Below are 18,824 nucleotides of genomic sequence, written 5' to 3' on the forward strand. Positions count from 1 at the left end.
TCGGGTAGTTCTGCACTACGCGGGAGGGGGACGCGGGATGAAGCGCGTCGTAGCACTGGTCGCCGCCGCGGCTTTGGCGTTGACGACACTGACGGCCTGTTCGGCGAACGAGCCGGACCAGCGGGAGTTCGGCACCAGCCAGCCGAACCCGGCGCCCGGGGGCGGGCCGGGGGCGACGACGCCGGGACCGTACCCGTTCGGCACGGTCCAGCAGAAGGCGCCGGCGATCGCGAACGGCCAGGTCCCGGTGGTCAAGCGGATCACCACCGACAAGCCGTACGTCTTCCTCACCATGGACGACGGCGCGGTCAAGGACCCGGACGCGCTGAAGCTGATGCAGCAGAACGGCACCCACCCGGTGCTGTTCCTGAACCAGAAGTACGTGAAGGGCCACGAGGCCTACTTCAAGCAGATCCTCGACGCCACCGGCGCGACGCTCGGCGACCACACGGTCGACCACCCGAACCTCAAGGGCAAGCCGTACGAGTTCCAGCGCAAGGAGATCTGCGACGACGCGGACGACTTCCAGCGCGGGCTCGGCGTGCGGCCGTCGCTGTTCCGGCCGCCGTTCGGCAACTACGACCAGAACACGCTGCGCGCGGCGGCCGCGTGCGGGATGCGCGCCGCGGTGCTGTGGACGGCCGCGGTCAACGACGGGCACGTCCAGTTCCAGGCCGGCGACAAGCTCAAGCCGGGCGACGTCGTGCTGATGCACTTCCGCAAGACCTTCAAAGAGGACTACACGGCGTTCGTCGAGCAGGCCGAGAAGGACGGGCTCATTCCCGTCCCCCTGGCCGACTTCCTGGGCTAAAGCACGACCGTCGGCGTCACGACGGTCCGGCGGCACGACACGTCACCGAGGTGCACGAGGATCTGCGTCGTCCCGCTCGGCACGTTGTCGAGCACGAACCGGCCGCCTTCGTCGGCGGTCGTGGACGACGTCCCGTGCTCGGCGACCCGCACCTCGACGCCGTACTGGCCGGCCGGCACCAGCCAGCCGTCGATGCGGTGCAGCTTGCCGATCTTGGTCAGGTTGATCATCACGGTCAGGTCGCTGACGGTGAAGGTGATCGTGCCGGTGCCGCCGCCGCGCACGCCGGCGAGGGTGTCCAGCCGTTCCCACCGGGCGACCTCGACGTCGAGGTCTTCGAGGGCGAGCGCGAACTGGACCCGCTGCACCAGGTCGTCCGGTGGCGGGTCCAGCTCGTCGAGGAAGCGGCCGATGCCGGCCAGGATCAATTCGTCGGAAAAGGCCTCGCCCGGCGCTCCGAGGTCGTTCATCGGGTTCCCCCTTCACTGGCGAGGAGATCGCGCATCTGGTCGAGGCAGCGCCCTCTGGTGGGTCCGACACTGCCGCGGGGCATGCGCAGCGCCTCGGCGACGAGCTGGTACTCCGCGCGACCCGCGAGCACGGTCAGCCGGAGCAGGTCCTGACAGCGGTGGGGCAACCGGACGAAGGCACGCCAGACGCGGCGGTCGCGATCGGCGCGGACGGCTTCGTCCTCGGGTGCCGGTTGGGTGCTCGGCATGGCCTCGGCGACTTCGTCGCTCAGCGGCACGGGCTGCACGCGGCGGCCGAAGGGGTGGGTGGCCTCGCGGCGGGTGGTCGTGATCAGCCACGCGGCGAGGGCCTTGGGGTCTCTGAGCTTTCCGAGCTGGCTGAAGAGGGCGAGCCACACGGTCTGGACGACGTCCTCGGCGATGGAGCGGTCGAGGCCGTTGGCCCGGGCGACGTGCCAGACGAGCGGGGTCAGCTCGGCGACGAGACGGTCCATCGCACGGCGGTCACCGTCCCGGGCGGCCTGCATGCACGCGGCGTGCAGTTCGGCGCCGGTCAAGCCCTCCCAAGGAGGGTCTACCTCTGTGGTTTGCACGTCGGTCACGGTATCTGCCCCTCTTCGGAAAAGTCTTCGAGTCGGCTTCGGCAGTATCGCGGGTCCTTCGGGGGGAAGGAGCGTGCAGGTGGATCTCGGATACATCAAGTCTCTTAGTTCGTCGGTCGCGCTCCGGTCAAGGACGATCGAGGGAGGCACCGGCCGACGCGGGCGGTGAGCCCACGCCGGCCGATACTCCCCTCCCTCAAGGGCCCGCTCCCCAACGGGCCCCGCCGGATGTCCCCTCCCCCGAAGGGCACCCGGCCGACGGTGTCCGGCAGCCCCCTCGGCTCCCGGTCACCGCGCATTTCGAACTCGGCACCCCCTGCCGCGTTCCCAATCTCGTGCTTGGCTGCCCCACAGGACGCACTGGCGGGACGGCCAGATACACGAACCTCGAACTTTTTTTGAAGATCGACGCAGTGCGGCTAAGCGATCACCGAACGTGCTTCGGCAAGCGTTTGCGCCCACCGCGCATAGCCCGCCGGCCCGGGGTGGAAGCGATCGGACGCGAACGCGGCCGGGTCGAGCAGCCGCGGGTCCATCGGGAGGTGCGTGACGCCGGGGAGCTTCCCGAGGGTCGCGGCCGCCGCGTCGAGGGCGGCCGAGCGGGCAGCGAGGAAGTCCCGCAGTGGCCGTGGCAGCGCCGGGAAGCGGGACATCGGCGGCACGCCGGCCAGGAGGACGTCCACGGGACCGAGGCGCCGCCGCAGCTCGACGACCAGTTCCAGCAGGTCACGGCGGTAGCCCGCGGCCGTCCGGAGCTCGATGGTGTCGTTGACGCCGAGGGCGATCACGACCAGGTCGGCCGGGCGCACGAGCGGGACCAGCTCGGCGCGGACGACCCGGGCGTTGGCACCGGTTCGGCCGACTGCCTGCCACCGGACCGCCCGGCCGTCGCGCGCGAGCTCGCGGGCGAGGCAGCCGGTGAGCGCTTCCTCGTGGTCCCCCGCGCCGACGCCGTCCACTGTGGACTCGCCGAGCACGGCCAGTCGGAAGGGTTCGCCGTTCCCTGCGACCAGTCCCTCGGTCGGTCCCGCGGCGCCGGGGAGCCGCGGGGTCTTCCGCTTGACGTACAGGGCTTGAGCGAGGATCACCATGCTTAGAAGTTAAGCGTTCTTCTCCGCGCGAAGCTTGTGCCAACGCTCGTACATGCCGTTGAGCTCATCCAGCATGAACGACAGGAAGTCGCGCATCTCGGCGAGCCGCTGCCCGGCGGGCGAGTCCTCACCGAGGGCTTGGATGCCGTCGCCCGCCGCGTCGCGCCACATGATGATCATGCGGTCGCGCTTGAGGAACGTCGCGTACCAGAGGTCGTCGAAGAGGCGGTAGTGGTCGCGGCGCTCGCCGGGCTCGCGTTCCTTGGCGACCAGGCCGATCTGCTCGAGGAAGCGCACGGCGCCGGAGATGGCCGCCGGGCTGACCGACAGCTGCGAGGCCAGGTCGGCCGCGGTCAGGCGGGCGTCGTCGGTGGTCATCAGGGCCGCGAACACCCGCGCGGACATGCGCTGCATCCCGATCTGCGAGAGCACCAGGGCCAGGCTCTCGACGTACCGGCGGACGGCGTCTTCATCTCGCTTCGTGTCAGGCGTCGTCATCGGCCCATCCTCCCGTACCGGTCCGTCAAGATCACTCCATCTAGACATTTTCTTAACTTCACAACTTCGTGAAATCAGTGTAGCTTCCGAAGCATGGAAAACGCCATCGCGATCTCCGGCTTGCACAAGTCGTTCGGCCGGACCAAGGCCTTGGACGGCCTCGATCTGCAGGTACCTACTGGGGAAGTACACGGCTTCCTGGGCCCGAACGGCGCCGGGAAGTCGACCACCGTCCGGGTCCTGCTCGGCCTGCTCCACGCGGACTCCGGGGACGTCCGGCTGCTCGGCGGCGACCCCTGGAAGGACGCGGCGAGCCTGCACCGCCGCCTGGCCTACGTGCCCGGCGACGTCAACCTCTGGCCCAACCTCTCCGGCGGCGAGGTGATCGACCTGCTCGGCCGCCTGCGCGGCGGGCTCGACGAGAAGCGCCGCGCCGACCTCGTCGAACGGTTCGACCTCGACCCCAAGAAGAAGGGGCGGACGTACTCGAAGGGCAACCGGCAGAAGGTCGCCATCGTCGCCGCGCTCGCCTCCCGGGTCGACCTGCTGATCCTCGACGAGCCGACGTCCGGCCTCGACCCCCTGATGGAGGCGACGTTCCAGTACGCCATCCAGGAGGAGCGCGAACAGGGCCGCACGGTGCTGCTCTCCAGCCACATCCTCGCCGAGGTCGAGGCGCTCTGCGACAAGGTCAGCATCATCCGCAACGGCGCCACGGTCGAGTCCGGCACGCTGGCCGAGCTGCGTCACCTGACCCGGACGTCGATCACCGCCGAGCTCGCCGGGCCGCCGAACGGGCTCGCGAAGCTGGAGAACATCCACGACCTCAAGGTCGACGGCAACCGCGTCCGCTTCGACGTCGAAACGCGCTCGCTCGACGAGGCCCTGCGCCAGCTGACCCAGGTCGGCGTGCGGAGTCTCGTCAGCCAGCCGCCGACGCTGGAAGAGCTGTTCCTGCGCCACTACACGACCGAAGCGAGCGCGAAATGACCGCGACGCTCTCCCGTGCCGAAGCCGAGGTCGCGCCGGCGCACGAACTCGCCGGCACCTGGCACCTCACCCGGCTCGCGCTGCGCCGCGACCGCGTCGTCCTGCCGATCTGGATCGTGCTGCTGAGCATCGTCCCGGCCAGCACGGTCAAGACGTTCACACAGTTCTACCCGACCGTCGCCGACCGGCTGGCGCTGCAGGCCGGCGCGAACACCAACCCGTCGTACGCACTGCTCTACGGGCCGCCGTTCGACCTGACCACCGCCGGCGGGTTCATCGCCTGGCGCATGTGCGGGTTCCTGGCGCTGCTCGCCGGGCTGATGGTGGTCTTCACGGTCACCCGGCACACCCGCGCCGAGGAGGACACGGGCCGCGCGGAGCTGCTCGCGTCCGCGGTCGTCGGCCGGTACGCGGCGCTGACGTCGGCCGTCCTGGTGGCCGGCGGGGCGAGCGTGCTGATCGGCCTGATCCAGTACGGCAGCATGGTCGGCGCCGGGCTGCCCGCCGCCGGGTCGCTGGCCTTCGGCGCGTCGGAAGCCTTGGCGGGCCTGGTGTTCACGGCCGTCGCGGCGGTCGCCGTCCAGCTCGCCGAGTACTCCCGCACGGCCAACGGGATCGGCACCGCCGTGGTCGGCGCCGCCTTCCTGCTGCGCGGCGCCGGAGACTCCACTGTGGACGCTCAGTGGCTGTCGTGGCTGTCGCCGATCGGCTGGGTGCAGCAGATCCGCCCGTTCGCGGGGGAACGCTGGTGGGTGCTGCTGCTGCCGGTGGCCGCCGCAGTGGTGGTCGGCGCCGTGGCGTACTGGCTGCTGCCCCGCCGCGACGTCGGCGTCGGCATCCTGCCGCCGCGGCCGGGTCCGGCGCGGGCCGCGGCGAGCCTGCGGACGCCGTTCGCGCTCGCCGTGCGGCTGCACCGCGGCCCGCTGCTCGGCTGGACGGTCGGGATGGCCGTCGTCGGCGCGGTGTTCGGCTCGATCGCCAGCGGCATCGGCGGTTTGGTCGGCTCCAGCCCGCAGGCGCAGGAGATCATGGCGCGCCTCGGCGGCAGTGAGGCGCTCACGCAGGCGTTCCTCGCTGTCATGGCCGGGCTGTTCGCGATGGTCGCGTCGCTGTACGGGATCCAGGCGGTGCTGCGCATGCGCGGCGAGGAGACCGCGATCCGGCTCGAGCCGGTGCTGGCCACCAGCGTCGGCAAGCTGCGCTGGGCGGCGGGTCACCTGGTGTTCGCGTTCTTCGGCACGGCGTTGCTGCTGCTGGCCGGCGGCCTGTTCATGGGCCTGGCCAACGGGTTGCGCACCGGCGACGTCGGCGGCTCGGTCGGCGACTCCCTCGCCGGGATGCTCGTCCAGCTGCCCGCGGCGTGGGTCGTGGTCGCGCTGGCGGTGACGATCTTCGGGCTGCTGCCGGGCTTTTCGGCCGCGGCCTGGGCGGTCGGCTCGCTGGCGCTGCTGCTGAGCCTGTTCGGCCCGGTCGTCAACCTGCCGCAGGCGGTGCTGGACGTGTCACCGTTCCAGCACCCGCCGAAGATCCCCGGCCAGGAGCTCGTCGCGACCCCGCTCGTGTGGCTCACGGCGGTCGCGGCCGTCGCCCTGGTCGCCGGCCTGGTGGGCTGGCGGCGCCGGGACGTCGGCTAACGCGGTTTGATCTCGTGGTCGGCCCCGGCCACGAGCTGAGCCTGCGGCCCCGCCTTCCCACAGGCGGGGCCGCCCGGTTCGCTGAAGGCAGGCGTGACGACCGCGGTGTGCGGCTTGCCGTCGTCGAAGCGGACGGTGACCCGGATCGGCTCGGCCTGCAGGCCGGGGATGTCGGCGAAGCCCTGCAGGCCGCCGGTCTGGACCATCGAGACGCCGCAGGAGTCGTCCGGGCCGGTCCCGGTGCAGGTCTGGGTGCCCGCGGCCGTCTCGGGGAAGAGGTCGACCGGGCGCGTGACGCACTGGTCGCCCCAGCAGGCGTCGAGCGTCGCGCGCGTGACGCCGGCCGGGTTCGGGACGGTCAAGCCGATCCCGATCCGGGTGCCGATCGCCGGGCAGGCGACCTCCGTCCCCGAGCCGGCCTGGCCGCACCCGGCGGCGCCGAGCAGGAGAGCCGCGATCCACGGAATCCTTCGCATGCCGTCCAGACGGAGTTACCCGCGCTGGGGTTGCACGGGTCAGTCGCGCGAGACGCTGGTCAACGGCAAGGCGGGCGACGTCGACGTCGGCGTGGCAGAGGTCGGCGAAGAGGTCACGGTCACCTCGACGACGCTGGTGGTGGTACTCGGCGGCGAGGTCTCGACCGACGTGACGGTGGACGGCGGCACGGACGCGGTCACGGTGATCGGCACGGCGGGAACGGTGCTGGTCGGCGGGGCGACGACATCGGCGGGCCGGGGGGCCGGCCGCCCGGCGACGAGCAGCGCGGCCACCAGCAGCCCGGTGGCGAATCCCGCCAGCCCGGTGACCGCGGTGGAGCCCCAAGTAGGTCGGCCACTCATCCGGGCACCCCCTCGCCACGCGCAGCGCAGGTACGAGGACTAACTCGCGTTGATCATAGCTGTTGTTACAGACCGTGCGACTTGAGTCTGCTTGACGCAACTTTGTTGAGCGTGGTCTCAGCTGGATGAGGCTCGCAGCCCGTCGACCACGATGCGGACCAGGTGACGGCTGCCCGGCGAGTAGCGCTCGACCGCGAGGCAGCCGACGATGAGTGCCCTCAGGTCGTCGCCGTCGATGTCCTTGCGGACCGCACCCACCGCCTGGGCCCGCCGCAGGAGCTCTCCGAGCGCCACGCGGAAGTCGTCGCCCGCGCCGGCCTTGAACGCGTGCCCGCCCGACTCGGCGAGCGCGTCGCAGATTGCGCGGTTGAGCGAGGCCTGTTTGATCACGCGGACGAAGTAGTCGAGGAAGACTTCGCCGGGATTCTCGGCGGCGGCGAGCCCGCGGGCCTCCTCGGCGAACTGCTCGATGCGTTCGAGGACGACGGCCTGGAAAAGCGCCTCCTTGCTGGGGAAATGCCGGTAAACGGTCCCCGCGCCGACTCCGGCCAGGCGCGCGATGTCGTCGAGCGGCACCGCGAGCCCGTCGGCGGCGAACGCCTCTTCGGCGGCAGCCAGGACCTTCGCCCGGTTGCGCCGCGCGTCCGCGCGCATCTTTTCCATGTGTCTTCTCCTCGTTGACAACCGGAACGTACGCTCCGTATCGTCGTAAGCGGGTGCACCGTTCCGATTCAACGTCCAGTCTTCCAGGAGAATTCCGATGCCACGCACCGTGCCCGAAATCGCCGCCATGGTCAGCGAGGGGATGTCCACGTTGGACACCACGCCGTTCGCGGACCTCTTCGCCGCCGACGCGGTGTACGAACTGCCGTTCCTCGGCCAGCGCGTCGAAGGCCGGGAAGCGATCCTGTCCCGGCTCACCGCCGCCGGCGCGCGAGCCCGTGCCCTGGGCGTGCTGGAAGCCCAGGTCGCGGCGGAGGTGACGGAGACGGGGTTCGTGCTGGAGCTGGCGGTGTCCGGCCGCCCGTCGTCGGTCGGGGTGGTGACGGTGGCAGGCGGAGAGATCACGGCGTACCGCGACTACCCGAACCTCGCGCTCGCTTCGCTGCGCACGCGCGAGGTCTTCGACCGTTTCCTGGCCGCCTCCGTCGAGAACCGCTGGGACGACCTCGCCGACCTCTACGCCGAGGACGTCACCCTCGAAATGCCCTTCACCCTCCCCGGCGTGCCGCGAGTGACGAAGGGCCGCGAAGAGCTGCGCCGCCGCTTCCGCCGCGCGGGCACGGCCCGCCGGATCACCAAGGCGGACAACGTGATCGTGCACGAAACGGCCGACCCGGCGGTGCTCGTCGCGGAGTTCGACCTGCACCAGGAGCTGAACGGTACGGCCTTCACGGTTTCCTACGTCATGGTCATGACCGTCGAGGACGGCCTGATCACGCACACCCGCGACTACACCGACACCGCCGCGGCGGCGGAGCGGTTCACGGCGTTGTCGCCTGCTGGCTCGCCGGTGGGATGAACAGGCGCTCGACCGTGCTCACCGAGTAGTCCCACACCCCCGGCACCAGCAGGACCGCGAGCACCGCGAACACCGGGAAGATCAGGCGCTTCTCGACCTTCTTGCCCGTCTTGAAGCGCAACGCCCGGGGTGGGCGGATCTCGTACCAGGTCTCGCCGGCGATGGGAACCGGGAACAGGAAAGGACATCCGGCCTCGGTGAGCGCGTCACCGAGGCAGTGGGTCACGCACCCCGCTGCCACCGCGATGCCCAGCCAGCCCGTGATGGACTCCAGCTCGCCCACCCGGTCGGGCGGCGCCGTGAAGAACCACCAGGCCACCGCGGCGCCGCTCACCGGCAGCAACCAGTCGCCCAGGGCGCCTTCCGCCAGCATCAGCCCGAAGATCACCACGCCGACGACCGCCCACGGGCCGCCGGCTTCGGTACCCCAGGACGTCAACGCGCCGAGACCCGCCGCGAACAACACCGTGTGGGACAGGTGGCGGTGCTTGCCCGTCACCTTCTCGTCGCGGGGTCCTTTGGTCAGCGCGTAGAACGCCGACGACACACGGCGCAGCAGCCACGACAAAGCACCCGTCAGCCAACCGAGCAGACGGGACGCACTCGCTCCGGGGTGGTCGAGGTCGGGCAGCAGGGCGAACCCCGCCGTCGTGGCGGCGAAGACCACCGCCTGGTGCACCGAACCCGCCCCGACCGCGGGCGCCAGGGCCAAGCCCGCGCACCAGCCGGTCAGGGCATGCGTGCGCCCCATCATCGTGCTGCCCCCAAGGTCCACGCACAAAAATCAGTCCGCGGAACCGTAGCGGGCGGTCAGGCTTGGGGGTCTTCCGACACGCTCAGGTGTTCGGCCACGCCGGTGAGCTCGATCACGCGGCTCACCGCGGGGCTGGGGACGACCTCGAGTTCGACGTCCTGCTCGCCGGCCTGGCGTTGTGCGCGGAGCACCACGTTCAGCGCGGAGGAATCGAAGAAGGTCACCCCGGTCAGATCGGCCACGACCCGCTGCGCGCGCTTGTCCGCGATCAGCCCCGCCAGGGCCTCCTGCAGCTGCGGACTGGTGAGCAGGTCGAGCTCGCCGGTGACCACCACCCGGGGCTCCGTCGCGTCGGTGTCCAGCGTGATGCCGAACCCGGGCGGGGTGGCGTTCTGGTCGGCTGCGGGCATGCAGTTTCTCCTCGTCAGGCGCTGCTCCTGCGCCGGGTACGCGCCTGTTGTTTCAAGCGGCAACCGTGTCACCGTGCCTTCCCCAAAGCTCGCGGTGGCACGGTCAAGGCAACTCCGGGGCCAACCCTAACCCAGGAAGCGACCGAGCCCGCCACGGCCGCCGCCCTTTCGCGCGGAGTGCTCACGTGCGATCGAATCCTGCCTGGTCAGTGCGCACTCATCACCTTCCGCGCCGCCCGGCGCTGGCGGAGGAACAGCTGCCGCCGTTCGATCTCGCCGAGGCCACCCCAGATGCCGTAGGGCTCCTGTACCGTCATCGCGTGCGTGCGGCACTGGGCCAGGACCGGGCAGGTCTGGCAGATGGCCTTGGCCCGCGTCTCGCGCCGCTCCCGCGCCGAACCCCGCTCGTTGTCCGTGTGGAAGAACAGGCTGCTGTCCGCGCCACGGCACGAGCCGCGAAGCTGCCATTCCCACTCTTCAGCAACCACGTTGGGCAGCCGGCTGACGTCAGCCATGTCGTCCCTGCCTTTCCCAGGATCAGCATGTCGATCGCTACATGCCCGCCGGTGGAGCGGATCAAACCCGGGTTTGGTTTGCTCACCCCACGGGCATCTCGCGACCGGGCGTGAAGAGGACACCGCCGAACCCTGGAGCGCGAGCCGGAGAAAGGAACAAACGTGGAGGACAACGCCCCGCTCGTCCCGGAAGGCGCGCAGGTCATCGAGGTGCGGACGGCCGCGATCCCGCACGTCGTGCCGACGCTGCGCACCATCGTGGCGGACATCGCCATGCGCCAGGACTTCGACCTCGATGCTGTCGAGGACCTCCGGATGGCGGTGGACGAAGCCTGCTCACTGCTGCTTCCCGCCAGCTCGGACGGCCGCCTCACCTGCATCTTCTCGTGGAGCGGGCCGCGCATCGAGGTCTCGGTGTCGGTGCTTTCGGACACCCCGGACCACGAGGACGACTCGGGCCTGTCGTGGCAGCTGCTGACCGCGCTCGCGACGTCGGCCCAGCGCACGGTGACCCCCGAGGACGGCCGCTACCTGTCCCGGGTCGACCTCGTCCGGGAGAGCCAGGCGGCGGACTCGTGAGCGATCCCGCCGGGAGCAGCGGGAGCGACCTCGACGTCGGCGCGCTGTTCACCCGCCTCGCCGCGCTGCCGGCAGGCTCCCCGGAGCGGGAACGCATCCGGGACACCCTGGTGCGCAACCACCTGGAGCTCGCGCGCAACCTGGCCCGGAAGTTCCGCAACCGCGACGAGGCGATGGAGGACCTGGTCCAGATCGCCACGGTCGGGCTCATCCACGCCGTCGACCGGTTCGATCCCGAGCAGGGGACGGACTTCCTGGCCTTCGCCGTCCCCACCATCTCCGGGGAGCTGCGGCACCACTTCCGGGACAACAGCTGGTCGGTGCGGGTGCCGCGGCGGCTCAAGGAGCTGAACGCGAACATCTCCGGTGCGCGCGAAGAGCTCACCGTGCAGCTCTCGCGGGCGCCGAAGCCCAGTGAGATCGCCGCGCGCCTCGGCGTCCCGATCGAGGACGTCTACGAGGGGCTTCGCGCCGGTCAGGGCCGCTACGGCGCGTCGCTGGACCACCTGCTGGAGAACGCGGCGCACACGCGGTTCGGGGCGCCGGACGCCGAGCTGGGCCAGGCCGAGCTGCGCGAGGCGCTGCGCCCGATGCTGGACAGCCTGCCGGAGCGGGAGCGCAAGATCGTCGCGCTGCGGTTCGGGTCCGGGATGAGCCAGTCGGACATCGCGCGCCGCGTCGGGGTCTCCCAGATGCAGGTATCGCGGTTGCTGGCCGCGACCTTGAAGAAGCTGCGTTCGGGCCTGGACGAATCCGAGCTCGCCGACGGCACCTGATTAGCCGCTCAGCCGCTTGGGTACCTCGCGGACGGTACCGGAACTCACTGGGAGGGGGACCGATGACGATGTCGAAGATGCCGCAGCGCACGGCGCGAGCCGAGCAGCTGACGGTGTTCCTCCCGGCGGACGTGACGGCCCCGGCGCGGGCGCGCCACGAGGTCCGCTCCGCCCTGCTGCGGTTCGGCCTGACCGAGAGGCAGTTCGACGACGTCCTGCTGGCGACGTCCGAGCTGGTCACCAACGCCTTCGAGCACGGCGAGCGGCCGCAGCGGCTGGAGCTGTCGTACGCCGGTGGACTGCTGAAGATGCGGGTGCACGACACCGGCAGCCGGCTGCCCGAGCTGCGGGCGCCGTCGCCGGCCGAGGCCCGCAGCCGCGGGCTCGTCCTGGTCCAGGCGCTGTCGGAGGACTGGGGCTTCGAGCGCTGCCCCGGTGGCAAGTTCGTCTGGGCCGTCTTCCGCATCCCGGGCGCCTGATCAGGGCAGCAGCTCCCGCGCGGCGTCGGTCTCCCCGATCCGCTCCCGGAACGGCTTCCGTTCGAGCGCGGCCATGATCGCGTCCAGCACCCCGCGCAGCGGGTACGGCAGCTCCGCTTCCAGTGCCTCCGACGCCTCGGTCGTCGCCGTCCACTCCGCCTCGATCAGCGGCAGGAGCTCGCGCGTTTTCTCGGTGAGCGACACGATGCGCTGCCGGGCGTCCGCACCCGGTTCGAGGCTGACGAGCCCGGTGCGGCTCATCTGCGCGACGGTCTGGCTGGCCGCCGAGTGCGTCACGCCCATCTCCGCGGCGAGGTCGCGGATGGCAAGCGGGCCGCGCGCGAGCAGCGCCCGCACCACCCCCGAGTACCGCGGGCGGTAGTCGTCGAGGCCGATGTCGGCGAGGAACTTCGCGACGTCGCCCTCGAGGATCTCGAGGACGTGCCGCATGCGGGTCCCGAGTCCGTCCGGACCCGACGTCATGGCCATGACGGCCGATCATAGGCGGGGCCGTGTGCTTGGATCGCGGCATGGAGAACCGGAAGATCACCCGGCTGGGCCGCGAGGTGTCCGTCGTCGGGCTCGGCTGCTGGCAGCTCGGCGCCGACTGGGGCGAGGTCGACGAACAGGACGCCCTGGCGGTGCTGCACGCGGCGGCCGACGCCGGCGTCACCTTCTTCGACACCGCCGACGTCTACGGCGACGGGCGCAGCGAGCGGCTGGTCGGCCGGTTCCGCGCCGAGCGCGACGTGTTCGTGGCGACCAAGATGGGCCGCCGGGTCGAACAGGTGCCGGAGAACTACGTCCGCGCGAACTTCCGCGAGTGGAACGACCGCTCGCGCCGCAACCTCGGCGTCGAGACGCTCGACCTGGTCCAGCTGCACTGCCCGCCGACGCCGGTGTATTCGTCCGACGCGGTGTACGACGCCTTGGACGAAATGGTCTCCGAGGGCCGCATCAAGGCGTACGGCGTGAGTGTCGAGACGTGCGAAGAGGCGCTGACGGCGTTGGCGCGGCCGAACGTCGCTTCCGTGCAGATCATCCTGAACTGCCTGCGGCTCAAGCCGCTGGAGCGGGTGCTGCCCGCGGCGGCGGAGGCGGGCGCGGGGATCATCGCGCGGGTGCCGCTGGCCTCGGGCCTGCTGTCCGGGCGCTACACGGCTTCGACGACGTTCGCGGAAAACGACCACCGGAACTTCAACCGCCACGGCGAGGCGTTCGACGTCGGCGAGACGTTCTCGGGCGTGCCGTACGAGGTCGGGCTGGAAGCCGTCGAGCGGCTGCGCGGGCTCGTTCCGGAGGGTCAGACGCTGGCGCAGTTCGCGTTGCGGTGGATCATCGACCAGCCGGGCGTGAGCACGGTGATCCCGGGCGCGCGCAACGCTTCGCAGGCTTCCACGAACACCACGGCGGCTTCGCTGCCGCCGTTGTCGGCCGAGGCGCTGGCGGGCGTTCGCGAGACGTACGACGAGCTGATCCGGCCGCTGGTGCACGATCGCTGGTAAGCCCGGCATGATAGGCCGATGATGACGCCCGAAGAGCTCCTGACGACCACCAGGACCGTGCGCAAGCGGCTGGACTTCGACCGGCCCGTGCCGCTCGACCTGGTGAAACACTGCATGCAGGTCGCGCTGCAGGCGCCGAGCGGTTCCAACACCCAGCGGTGGCAGTGGCTGGTCGTCACGGACGCGGACCAGCGGGCCGCGCTCGGGCGGATCTACAGCCGGGCGTGCCACGAGTACCTGGAGTCGCCGGGCGCGGCCGGCAAGCAGTTCGCGGACGACCCTTCGCGGGCCCCGGTGCAGAAGCGCGTCGGCGACAGCGTCGCGTACCTGGCCGACCGGATGGGCGACGTCCCGGTGCTGGTGGTGCCGTGCCTCGAAACGGCGTCCGCGGAGCTGCCGGCCGGCAACCAGGCGGGGATGTGGGCGTCGCTGCTGCCGGCGGTGTGGAGCTACATGCTGGCGGCCCGCTCGGTGACGCTGGGAACGGCGTGGACGACGCTGCACCTGAAGTACGAGCAGGAGGCGGCGGAGGTGCTGGGGCTGCCGAAGAACGTCCACCAGGCGGCGCTGATCCCGACGGCGTTCTACACGGGCGACACGTTCAAGCCGGCGGCGCGCCAGCCCCTGGAAGAGGTGCTGCACCTCGACCGCTGGTGAGCCATGAGGCCTCCTTGCCGGGGCGTAGGGGGACGTCGGCAAGGAGGCCGTCACGGCCTTGCGGCCGTCCGGTGCTCGTGCGTCGTCAGCGCACGGTCAGGGTGAGCCGCTGGATGCCCCAGGCGTCGGCCTGCGAGCCGGGCAGCCAGATGTCGACGATGTCGTCCTTGATCCAGCTGCCGATGTCCGCGGCGTAGCACTCGCCGTAGCCCGGCACGGAGAACCTGGTGCCCCACGGGATGATCCGGGCGTCGACCGCGCAGAAGCCCGAGCCGGCGCTGTAGCCGAGCGCCGTCTGGGCGACGTCGTTGTAGGACGTGACGCGGTAGTTCAGCGTGGTGCCGGCCGGGATGCGGTAGGTGGCGAGCCGGTTGCCGCTGTCGAGGCGGTACGCGGTGGAGATCTGGCCGAGCGAGCCGGGCGAGTTGTCCTCGGCGGTCATCGCGTAGAGCTGGTAGTTCGCGTTCTGGCAGGGGCTCGCGTCGGTGACGGTGAGCGTCGGCTGGCCCCAGTCGCTGATCCACTGGAGGGCCTGGCCGTTGCGGAACGCGCGGTAGGCCCTCGCACCGGAGACGCGGGCGAAGGTGAAGGTGACCTTGCCGTCGGAGCCCAGGCCGCCGGCTACCGAGCCGGGCGCGGGCAGGCGGTTGCTCACGTTCACGGCGCCGGTGAGTGTGCCGGGACCGTGGCCGCCGGTGACCGGGCGGTCGGGGATGGTGCCCTGGTAGAAGTGCTGGCAGGCGGGCAAAGCGGCGGCCGACGCGGGTGCGGCGGGAGCGACGAGGAGGCTGCCGGCGGTGAGGGCCGCCAGCCCGAGGACCCTGGCGAAGCGCATGACGGGGAGACCTCCGAGGTGGGGACCGGGGTGGAGGTGACGCGGGGGAGGTGCGGGTTCGCCGCGAAAACGACGTTAAGTGGCCTGGACCACACAGTCAATAGGTCTAGACCTTTAAGTTGGCCGATACCCCGAACGGCTCAGAGGTATCCGGTGAAGTCGGGGTGGCACGGCTGGATCGCGGGGCCCGAACGTCAGGAAAGAGTCGTTCAGGGCGTCGGACGAGGTGAACGAGTCGTTCACAACATCTCGGCGGCTGGGGTCTTGGGCACAAGAGCCGTAGGGGGCACCTTCAGGGACATATAAGCCCTGAAGGTGCCCCTCACGGCTTCAGAGGTAACTGACCAGCAGGTCGGCGATTTGCGCGGGGTGGCTCAGCGGTGCGCAGTGCGGGCCGTCGACCTCGTCGGGCTCGATGCCCAGCCGTTCGCGCGCGACGCGACGCTGGAAGTCCGGGGTGAAGAACCGGTCGTCGCGGCACAGCAGGACCCGGGTGGGGACGTCCGGGTGGGCCGGCAGCGGCCACGGCTCGTCCCACTCCTTGCTCACCTGGTCGCGCCCGTGCGCCATGCCTTCCTCGGCCAGCGGCAACGGGACCCCGTTGAAGTACGTCTCGATGTCGCTCAAGCCCGATGGCGCCGCGAAACCCGTGTTGCCCCACCACTGACCCGGCTGCTCCCCCGGTGCCGGGATCATCCCGGCCAGGTACACCAGCACCCGCGCCCGCACCTTCGCCGCGACCAGCGGTGCCGTGAACCCGCCGTACGAGTGGCCGACGACGGCGACGTCCGAGGCGTCGCCCAGTGCGGCCAGGACCGTCTCCGCGAATGCGTCCAGCCCCGCCGTCTTGTCCGTGATCGGCAGGTCCGGCGCGACGAAGTCGTGGCCGCGGGCGACCAGTTCGGGGCCGAGCCGGTGGAAGTCCCACCCGCTGCCGCCTCCCCCGTGGATCAGCGCGAAGGTCGTCATGCCGGCCAGCTCAGCAGCGCCGCAGCATGTCCGTCAAGGCCGTCTTCTCCCCTTCGGTGACGGTCAGCCCGTAGTAGTGCTTCACCACGATCCAGTCGGTCGCGTAGGTGCACCAGAACGCGACGAGCGGCGGTTTCCACTGGTCGGGCGCCTTGTCGCTCTTCTGCTGGTTGAGGTTGTCGGTGACGGCGAACAGCTGCGGGCGGGTGAGGTCGTTGGCGAACTGCTCGCGCTTCTCGGTCGTCCACGCCTTGGCGCCGCTGGCCCAGGCCTGCCCGAGCGGGACCATGTGGTCGATGTCGAGGTCGGTCGCCTTGGTCCAGGTCTCGTCGTCGTAGACGCTCTTCCAGCTCCCGGCCGTCGCCTTGCAGTCCTTGTCCGTCTTCACGTCCGCGCCGGCGCGCTTCAGCACGACTTCGCGGGTGTCACACCCTGACCCCTGGCTGTCCCAGTGCGGGAACTTCTCGCGCGAGTAGCCGTCCATGGACGTCCGCGCGGCGACCTTCAGCTCGCCGAGCTGCTTCTGCACGTCGGCGGCGGTGGCCGGAACCGGTGCCGGGGACGACGACGGCGGCGGGGTCGCACCGGAGCTTCTGCTGGTCGCCCAGTACCCGAAGAGGGCGACCGCCAGGATCGCGACTACCAGCAGAGATCGTTGGGTCACGCTGAGCCGAAAACCGCGGGCCGCCACCAAATTCTCCTCTCGAGTTCACCTGAGCGCGGCGTAGTCTCACCCCTGCCGGCCTGGGAAAACCGCGCCGACACGACGACCTGGCGCGAATGTGATCTCGCCCACCCATGGCAGAGGTGTCACACCGAGCCCCTCAACTGCGACTACCGGAGCAGGACCCATCCGGAGGGAGCAGCCGATGCCCGGCCGGCTCAAGAAGTTCGACGAGTTCTTCCAGCGCAAAGCCGCCGAGGGCGGCAACGTCGTCGCGATGGCCCGCATGGGCTCGGCGATGCGGGAGCGCGGGGACCTCGCCGAGGCCGAGACGTGGTTCCGGCAGGCCGCCATGGGCGGCGACCGCGTCTCGATGACTTCGCTCGCCCACCTGCTCGCCGAACGCGGCGTGCCGGACGAAGCCGAGCGCTGGTACCACGAGGCCGCCCTGGCCGGCGATCCGCACGGCATGCTGAACCTCGCCCGGTCCTACGAGCGGCGCGGCAAGCGCGAAGACGCCCAGCACTGGTACGGCGAGGCGGCCCGCACCGGCGACCTGCCCTCGATCGCCGCGCTCGGGCACATGCTGCGCGAGCAGCACCGGACCGAAGAGGCCGAGTCGTGGCTGCGGCAGGCCGCCGACGCCGGGATCACCGGCGCGATGATCGACCTGGGCATCGTGCTCCGCGACCGTGGTCAGGCCGCCGAAGCCGCCCGCTGGTGGCGCTCGGCCGTGCAGGCCGGCGACCTCGCGGCCACCTGCCAGCTGGGCAGGCAGGCCGAACGGCTCGGCCGGCCCGGCGACGCCGAGTCGTGGTACCGCCAGGGCGCGACCGGCGGGCACGTCGAGGCGATCGTCCGGCTCGGGCTGCTGCTGCACCGCCGCGGCGACCTCGAAGAGGCCGAGAACTGGTACCTCGACGCCGCCGAGCGCGGCGACCCGGCGGCGATGACCAACCTCGGCGTGCTCGCCCGCAACCGCGGCGACGAAGGCGAGGCCGCCGCCTGGTACCGCAAGGCCGCCGAGCACGGCAGCGTCCCCGCGCTCACCAACCTCGGGCACCTCGCCGAGCACCGGGACGACCTCGCGGACGCCGAGCGGTGGTTCCGCCGCGCCGCCGAGACGGGCGACGTCCAGGGCATGCTCAGCCTGGCCCGGATGCTGCGCTCGCGCGGGTCCGGCCAGGAGGCCGAACAGTGGCTCGCCCGGGCGGAGCACGTCCAGGAGGACCGCGAGCACCACGTCTGAGCGGCTGATCTGACCCAGTTGGCGGAGCAGAGACCACGTTCGATCTCTTGTGTGATCCAACTCACAGCTCTAGCCTGAATGGGCTCCCACCACCGAGCAGCTCCCCGAGGAAGTGCCGCGATGTCGTGGTCACCGAATCACCCGGACTCCGTCGACGCCCTTTTCGAACGCCGCAAGGCACCCGTGCTCGCCCTGGCCGAAGACGCCAGGACGGTCGCCCAGGCGTGCCACGGCATGGCCCGCCGCTTCCACCGCGGCGGCAAGCTCGTGGTGTTCGGCAACGGCGGCCCCAGCACCGACGCCCAGCACGTCGCGGTGGAGTTCGTCCATCCCGTGATCGTCGGCAAGCGCGCGCTGCCGGCGCTCTCGCTGACCGCCGACGTCGCGACGGTCACCGGCGTCGCCAACCGCGTCGGCCTCGAAGACGTCTTCGCCCACCAGCTGCGGATCATCGGCGAACCGGCCGACATCGCGCTGGGCATCTCGACCGACGGCGAGTGCGCCAACGTCCGCCGTGCGCTCGAAACGGCCCGCGACCTCGGGATGCTCACCGTCGCGCTGACCGGTCGTAACGGCGGCGCGATCGCCGCGACTACTGGGCTGGACCACGTATTCATCGCCCGCTCGGACGACCCCCGGATCGTCAAGGAGGTCCACGTGACCACCTACCACGTGCTGTGGGAGCTGGTGCACGTCTTCTTCGAGCAACCCGGCCTGCTGACCCCGGAGGTGGCGTCGTGAGCGCCCGTGACGCCGACAGAGAAGTCGGCCCCGTCTGCCACGACGGGGTGTGCATCACCTGCTCCGACACCGCGGTCGAAGTGACCGTAGTCGAACTCCTGGACCTCGGGTTCGCAGTCGTGGATACCGGCTCGGGCCGGGAAGAGGTGAGCGTCGCGCTGGTCACGGCCGGCGTCGGCGACCGAATCCTGGTGCACGCCGGTGAAGCCATCGCTCGTCTGGAGAATCCCTAGC

At 70.9% G+C, this 18,824-nt stretch carries 26 protein-coding genes; 13 read left to right on the forward strand and 13 right to left on the reverse strand.

Annotation, left to right across the window (positions count from 1 at the left end; translation table 11 throughout):
- Nucleotides 1–37: 37 nt before the first annotated feature.
- Complete coding sequence (locus AB0C38_RS00455; RefSeq protein ID WP_360664209.1) at nt 38–811, forward strand: polysaccharide deacetylase family protein; 774 nt, start codon at nt 38–40, stop codon at nt 809–811.
- Here AB0C38_RS00455 and AB0C38_RS00460 read toward each other — a convergent pair.
- The 4 genes from AB0C38_RS00460 to AB0C38_RS00475 form a co-directional block, all read right to left on the reverse strand.
- The gene (locus AB0C38_RS00460; protein WP_360664212.1) at nt 808–1,281 is read right to left on the reverse strand and encodes a carboxypeptidase regulatory-like domain-containing protein; all 474 of its coding nucleotides are present in this window, start codon (nt 1,279–1,281) and stop codon (nt 808–810) included. The genes AB0C38_RS00455 and AB0C38_RS00460 overlap by 4 nt on opposite strands.
- The gene (locus AB0C38_RS00465; RefSeq protein WP_360664215.1) at nt 1,278–1,883 is read right to left on the reverse strand and encodes a sigma-70 family RNA polymerase sigma factor; all 606 of its coding nucleotides are present in this window, start codon (nt 1,881–1,883) and stop codon (nt 1,278–1,280) included. Before AB0C38_RS00465 ends, AB0C38_RS00460 begins: the two co-directional genes overlap by 4 nt.
- A gap of 419 nt (nt 1,884–2,302) precedes the next feature.
- Nucleotides 2,303–2,974 (reverse strand): SGNH/GDSL hydrolase family protein, encoded by a 672-nt coding sequence (locus AB0C38_RS00470; RefSeq protein WP_360664218.1) that lies wholly within the window; start codon nt 2,972–2,974, stop codon nt 2,303–2,305.
- Between the two features lie 9 nt (nt 2,975–2,983).
- Nucleotides 2,984–3,472: a MarR family transcriptional regulator gene (locus AB0C38_RS00475; RefSeq protein ID WP_360664221.1), complete on the reverse strand. Its 489-nt coding sequence runs from the start codon at nt 3,470–3,472 to the stop codon at nt 2,984–2,986.
- A 93-nt stretch (nt 3,473–3,565) separates the two neighbouring features.
- Here AB0C38_RS00475 and AB0C38_RS00480 point away from each other — a divergent pair, with 93 nt between their 5' ends.
- Both AB0C38_RS00480 and AB0C38_RS00485 read left to right on the forward strand, forming a co-directional pair.
- Complete coding sequence (locus AB0C38_RS00480; RefSeq protein ID WP_284744540.1) at nt 3,566–4,462, forward strand: ABC transporter ATP-binding protein; 897 nt, start codon at nt 3,566–3,568, stop codon at nt 4,460–4,462.
- Nucleotides 4,459–6,096, forward strand: coding sequence for an ABC transporter permease (locus tag AB0C38_RS00485; RefSeq protein WP_360664224.1), 1,638 nt, complete (start codon nt 4,459–4,461; stop codon nt 6,094–6,096). The genes AB0C38_RS00480 and AB0C38_RS00485 overlap by 4 nt, the downstream gene beginning before the upstream one ends.
- Here AB0C38_RS00485 and AB0C38_RS00490 read toward each other — a convergent pair.
- On the reverse strand, nt 6,093–6,572 hold the full coding sequence (locus AB0C38_RS00490; protein WP_360664227.1) for a hypothetical protein: 480 nt from the start codon (nt 6,570–6,572) through the stop codon (nt 6,093–6,095). The two genes, AB0C38_RS00485 and AB0C38_RS00490, sit on opposite strands and share 4 nt — an antisense overlap.
- Here AB0C38_RS00490 and AB0C38_RS00495 point away from each other — a divergent pair.
- A complete protein-coding gene (locus tag AB0C38_RS00495) occupies nt 6,571–6,978 on the forward strand; it encodes a hypothetical protein (protein WP_360664230.1) in 408 nt (135 codons plus the stop codon). The two genes, AB0C38_RS00490 and AB0C38_RS00495, sit on opposite strands and share 2 nt — an antisense overlap.
- A 74-nt stretch (nt 6,979–7,052) precedes the next feature.
- Here the strand turns inward: AB0C38_RS00495 and AB0C38_RS00500 are convergent, their stop codons facing one another.
- Nucleotides 7,053–7,598, reverse strand: a complete 546-nt coding sequence (locus tag AB0C38_RS00500) for a TetR/AcrR family transcriptional regulator (RefSeq protein ID WP_360664233.1) — start codon at nt 7,596–7,598, stop codon at nt 7,053–7,055.
- A 97-nt stretch (nt 7,599–7,695) separates the two neighbouring features.
- Here AB0C38_RS00500 and AB0C38_RS00505 point away from each other — a divergent pair, with 97 nt between their 5' ends.
- Nucleotides 7,696–8,457: a nuclear transport factor 2 family protein gene (locus AB0C38_RS00505; RefSeq protein WP_360664236.1), complete on the forward strand. Its 762-nt coding sequence runs from the start codon at nt 7,696–7,698 to the stop codon at nt 8,455–8,457.
- Here the strand turns inward: AB0C38_RS00505 and AB0C38_RS00510 are convergent.
- The 3 genes from AB0C38_RS00510 to AB0C38_RS00520 form a co-directional block, all read right to left on the reverse strand.
- Complete coding sequence (locus tag AB0C38_RS00510) at nt 8,420–9,208, reverse strand: metal-dependent hydrolase (protein WP_360664239.1); 789 nt, start codon at nt 9,206–9,208, stop codon at nt 8,420–8,422. The two genes, AB0C38_RS00505 and AB0C38_RS00510, sit on opposite strands and share 38 nt — an antisense overlap.
- Nucleotides 9,209–9,267: 59 nt before the next feature.
- On the reverse strand, nt 9,268–9,621 hold the full coding sequence (locus tag AB0C38_RS00515) for an STAS domain-containing protein (protein ID WP_086862300.1): 354 nt from the start codon (nt 9,619–9,621) through the stop codon (nt 9,268–9,270).
- A gap of 206 nt (nt 9,622–9,827) precedes the next feature.
- On the reverse strand, nt 9,828–10,136 hold the full coding sequence (locus AB0C38_RS00520) for a WhiB family transcriptional regulator (protein WP_360664243.1): 309 nt from the start codon (nt 10,134–10,136) through the stop codon (nt 9,828–9,830).
- A 162-nt stretch (nt 10,137–10,298) separates the two neighbouring features.
- On the opposite strand from AB0C38_RS00520, the gene AB0C38_RS00525 reads away from it, so the two are divergent.
- The 3 genes from AB0C38_RS00525 to AB0C38_RS00535 all read left to right on the forward strand — a co-directional run bounded on the left by AB0C38_RS00525 (nt 10,299) and on the right by AB0C38_RS00535 (nt 11,970).
- Entirely contained in the window at nt 10,299–10,715 is a 417-nt protein-coding gene (locus tag AB0C38_RS00525; protein WP_360664246.1) for an anti-sigma factor, read from the forward strand.
- A complete protein-coding gene (locus AB0C38_RS00530) occupies nt 10,712–11,491 on the forward strand; it encodes a SigB/SigF/SigG family RNA polymerase sigma factor (RefSeq protein ID WP_360664249.1) in 780 nt (259 codons plus the stop codon). The genes AB0C38_RS00525 and AB0C38_RS00530 overlap by 4 nt, the downstream gene beginning before the upstream one ends.
- A 62-nt stretch (nt 11,492–11,553) precedes the next feature.
- On the forward strand, nt 11,554–11,970 hold the full coding sequence (locus AB0C38_RS00535; RefSeq protein WP_360664251.1) for an ATP-binding protein: 417 nt from the start codon (nt 11,554–11,556) through the stop codon (nt 11,968–11,970).
- On the opposite strand, the gene AB0C38_RS00540 is transcribed toward AB0C38_RS00535, so the two are convergent.
- The gene (locus AB0C38_RS00540; protein ID WP_360664254.1) at nt 11,971–12,459 is read right to left on the reverse strand and encodes a MarR family transcriptional regulator; all 489 of its coding nucleotides are present in this window, start codon (nt 12,457–12,459) and stop codon (nt 11,971–11,973) included. It lies immediately after the preceding gene.
- Nucleotides 12,460–12,500: 41 nt separating this feature from the next.
- Between AB0C38_RS00540 and AB0C38_RS00545 the strand changes: the two genes are divergently transcribed.
- Together AB0C38_RS00545 and AB0C38_RS00550 are read left to right on the forward strand one after the other, a co-directional pair.
- Nucleotides 12,501–13,475 (forward strand): aldo/keto reductase, encoded by a 975-nt coding sequence (locus AB0C38_RS00545; RefSeq protein ID WP_360664257.1) that lies wholly within the window; start codon nt 12,501–12,503, stop codon nt 13,473–13,475.
- An 18-nt stretch (nt 13,476–13,493) separates the two neighbouring features.
- Nucleotides 13,494–14,132, forward strand: a complete 639-nt coding sequence (locus AB0C38_RS00550; protein ID WP_360664260.1) for a nitroreductase family protein — start codon at nt 13,494–13,496, stop codon at nt 14,130–14,132.
- An 85-nt stretch (nt 14,133–14,217) separates the two neighbouring features.
- Here the strand turns inward: AB0C38_RS00550 and AB0C38_RS00555 are convergent, their stop codons facing one another.
- From AB0C38_RS00555 to AB0C38_RS00565, 3 genes are all read right to left on the reverse strand, one after another.
- Entirely contained in the window at nt 14,218–14,967 is a 750-nt protein-coding gene (locus AB0C38_RS00555) for a 3D domain-containing protein (RefSeq protein ID WP_360664263.1), read from the reverse strand.
- Between the two features lie 330 nt (nt 14,968–15,297).
- On the reverse strand, nt 15,298–15,936 hold the full coding sequence (locus AB0C38_RS00560) for an alpha/beta hydrolase (RefSeq protein WP_360664266.1): 639 nt from the start codon (nt 15,934–15,936) through the stop codon (nt 15,298–15,300).
- 10 nt (nt 15,937–15,946) lie between these two features.
- Nucleotides 15,947–16,627 carry an HNH endonuclease family protein gene (locus AB0C38_RS00565; RefSeq protein WP_360664269.1) on the reverse strand — a complete coding sequence of 227 codons (681 nt, stop codon included), beginning with the start codon at nt 16,625–16,627 and terminating at the stop codon, nt 15,947–15,949.
- 178 nt (nt 16,628–16,805) lie between these two features.
- Between AB0C38_RS00565 and AB0C38_RS00570 the strand changes: the two genes are divergently transcribed.
- From AB0C38_RS00570 to AB0C38_RS00580, 3 genes are all read left to right on the forward strand, one after another.
- Entirely contained in the window at nt 16,806–17,849 is a 1,044-nt protein-coding gene (locus AB0C38_RS00570) for a tetratricopeptide repeat protein (RefSeq protein ID WP_360664272.1), read from the forward strand.
- Nucleotides 17,850–17,969: 120 nt separating this feature from the next.
- On the forward strand, nt 17,970–18,590 hold the full coding sequence (locus tag AB0C38_RS00575) for an SIS domain-containing protein (protein WP_360664275.1): 621 nt from the start codon (nt 17,970–17,972) through the stop codon (nt 18,588–18,590).
- A gap of 47 nt (nt 18,591–18,637) precedes the next feature.
- The gene (locus AB0C38_RS00580; RefSeq protein WP_360667397.1) at nt 18,638–18,823 is read left to right on the forward strand and encodes a HypC/HybG/HupF family hydrogenase formation chaperone; all 186 of its coding nucleotides are present in this window, start codon (nt 18,638–18,640) and stop codon (nt 18,821–18,823) included.
- Nucleotide 18,824 lies beyond the last annotated feature (1 nt).

Source organism: Amycolatopsis sp. NPDC048633 (assembly GCF_040650695.1).
Taxonomy (GTDB): Bacteria; Actinomycetota; Actinomycetes; order Mycobacteriales; family Pseudonocardiaceae; genus Amycolatopsis.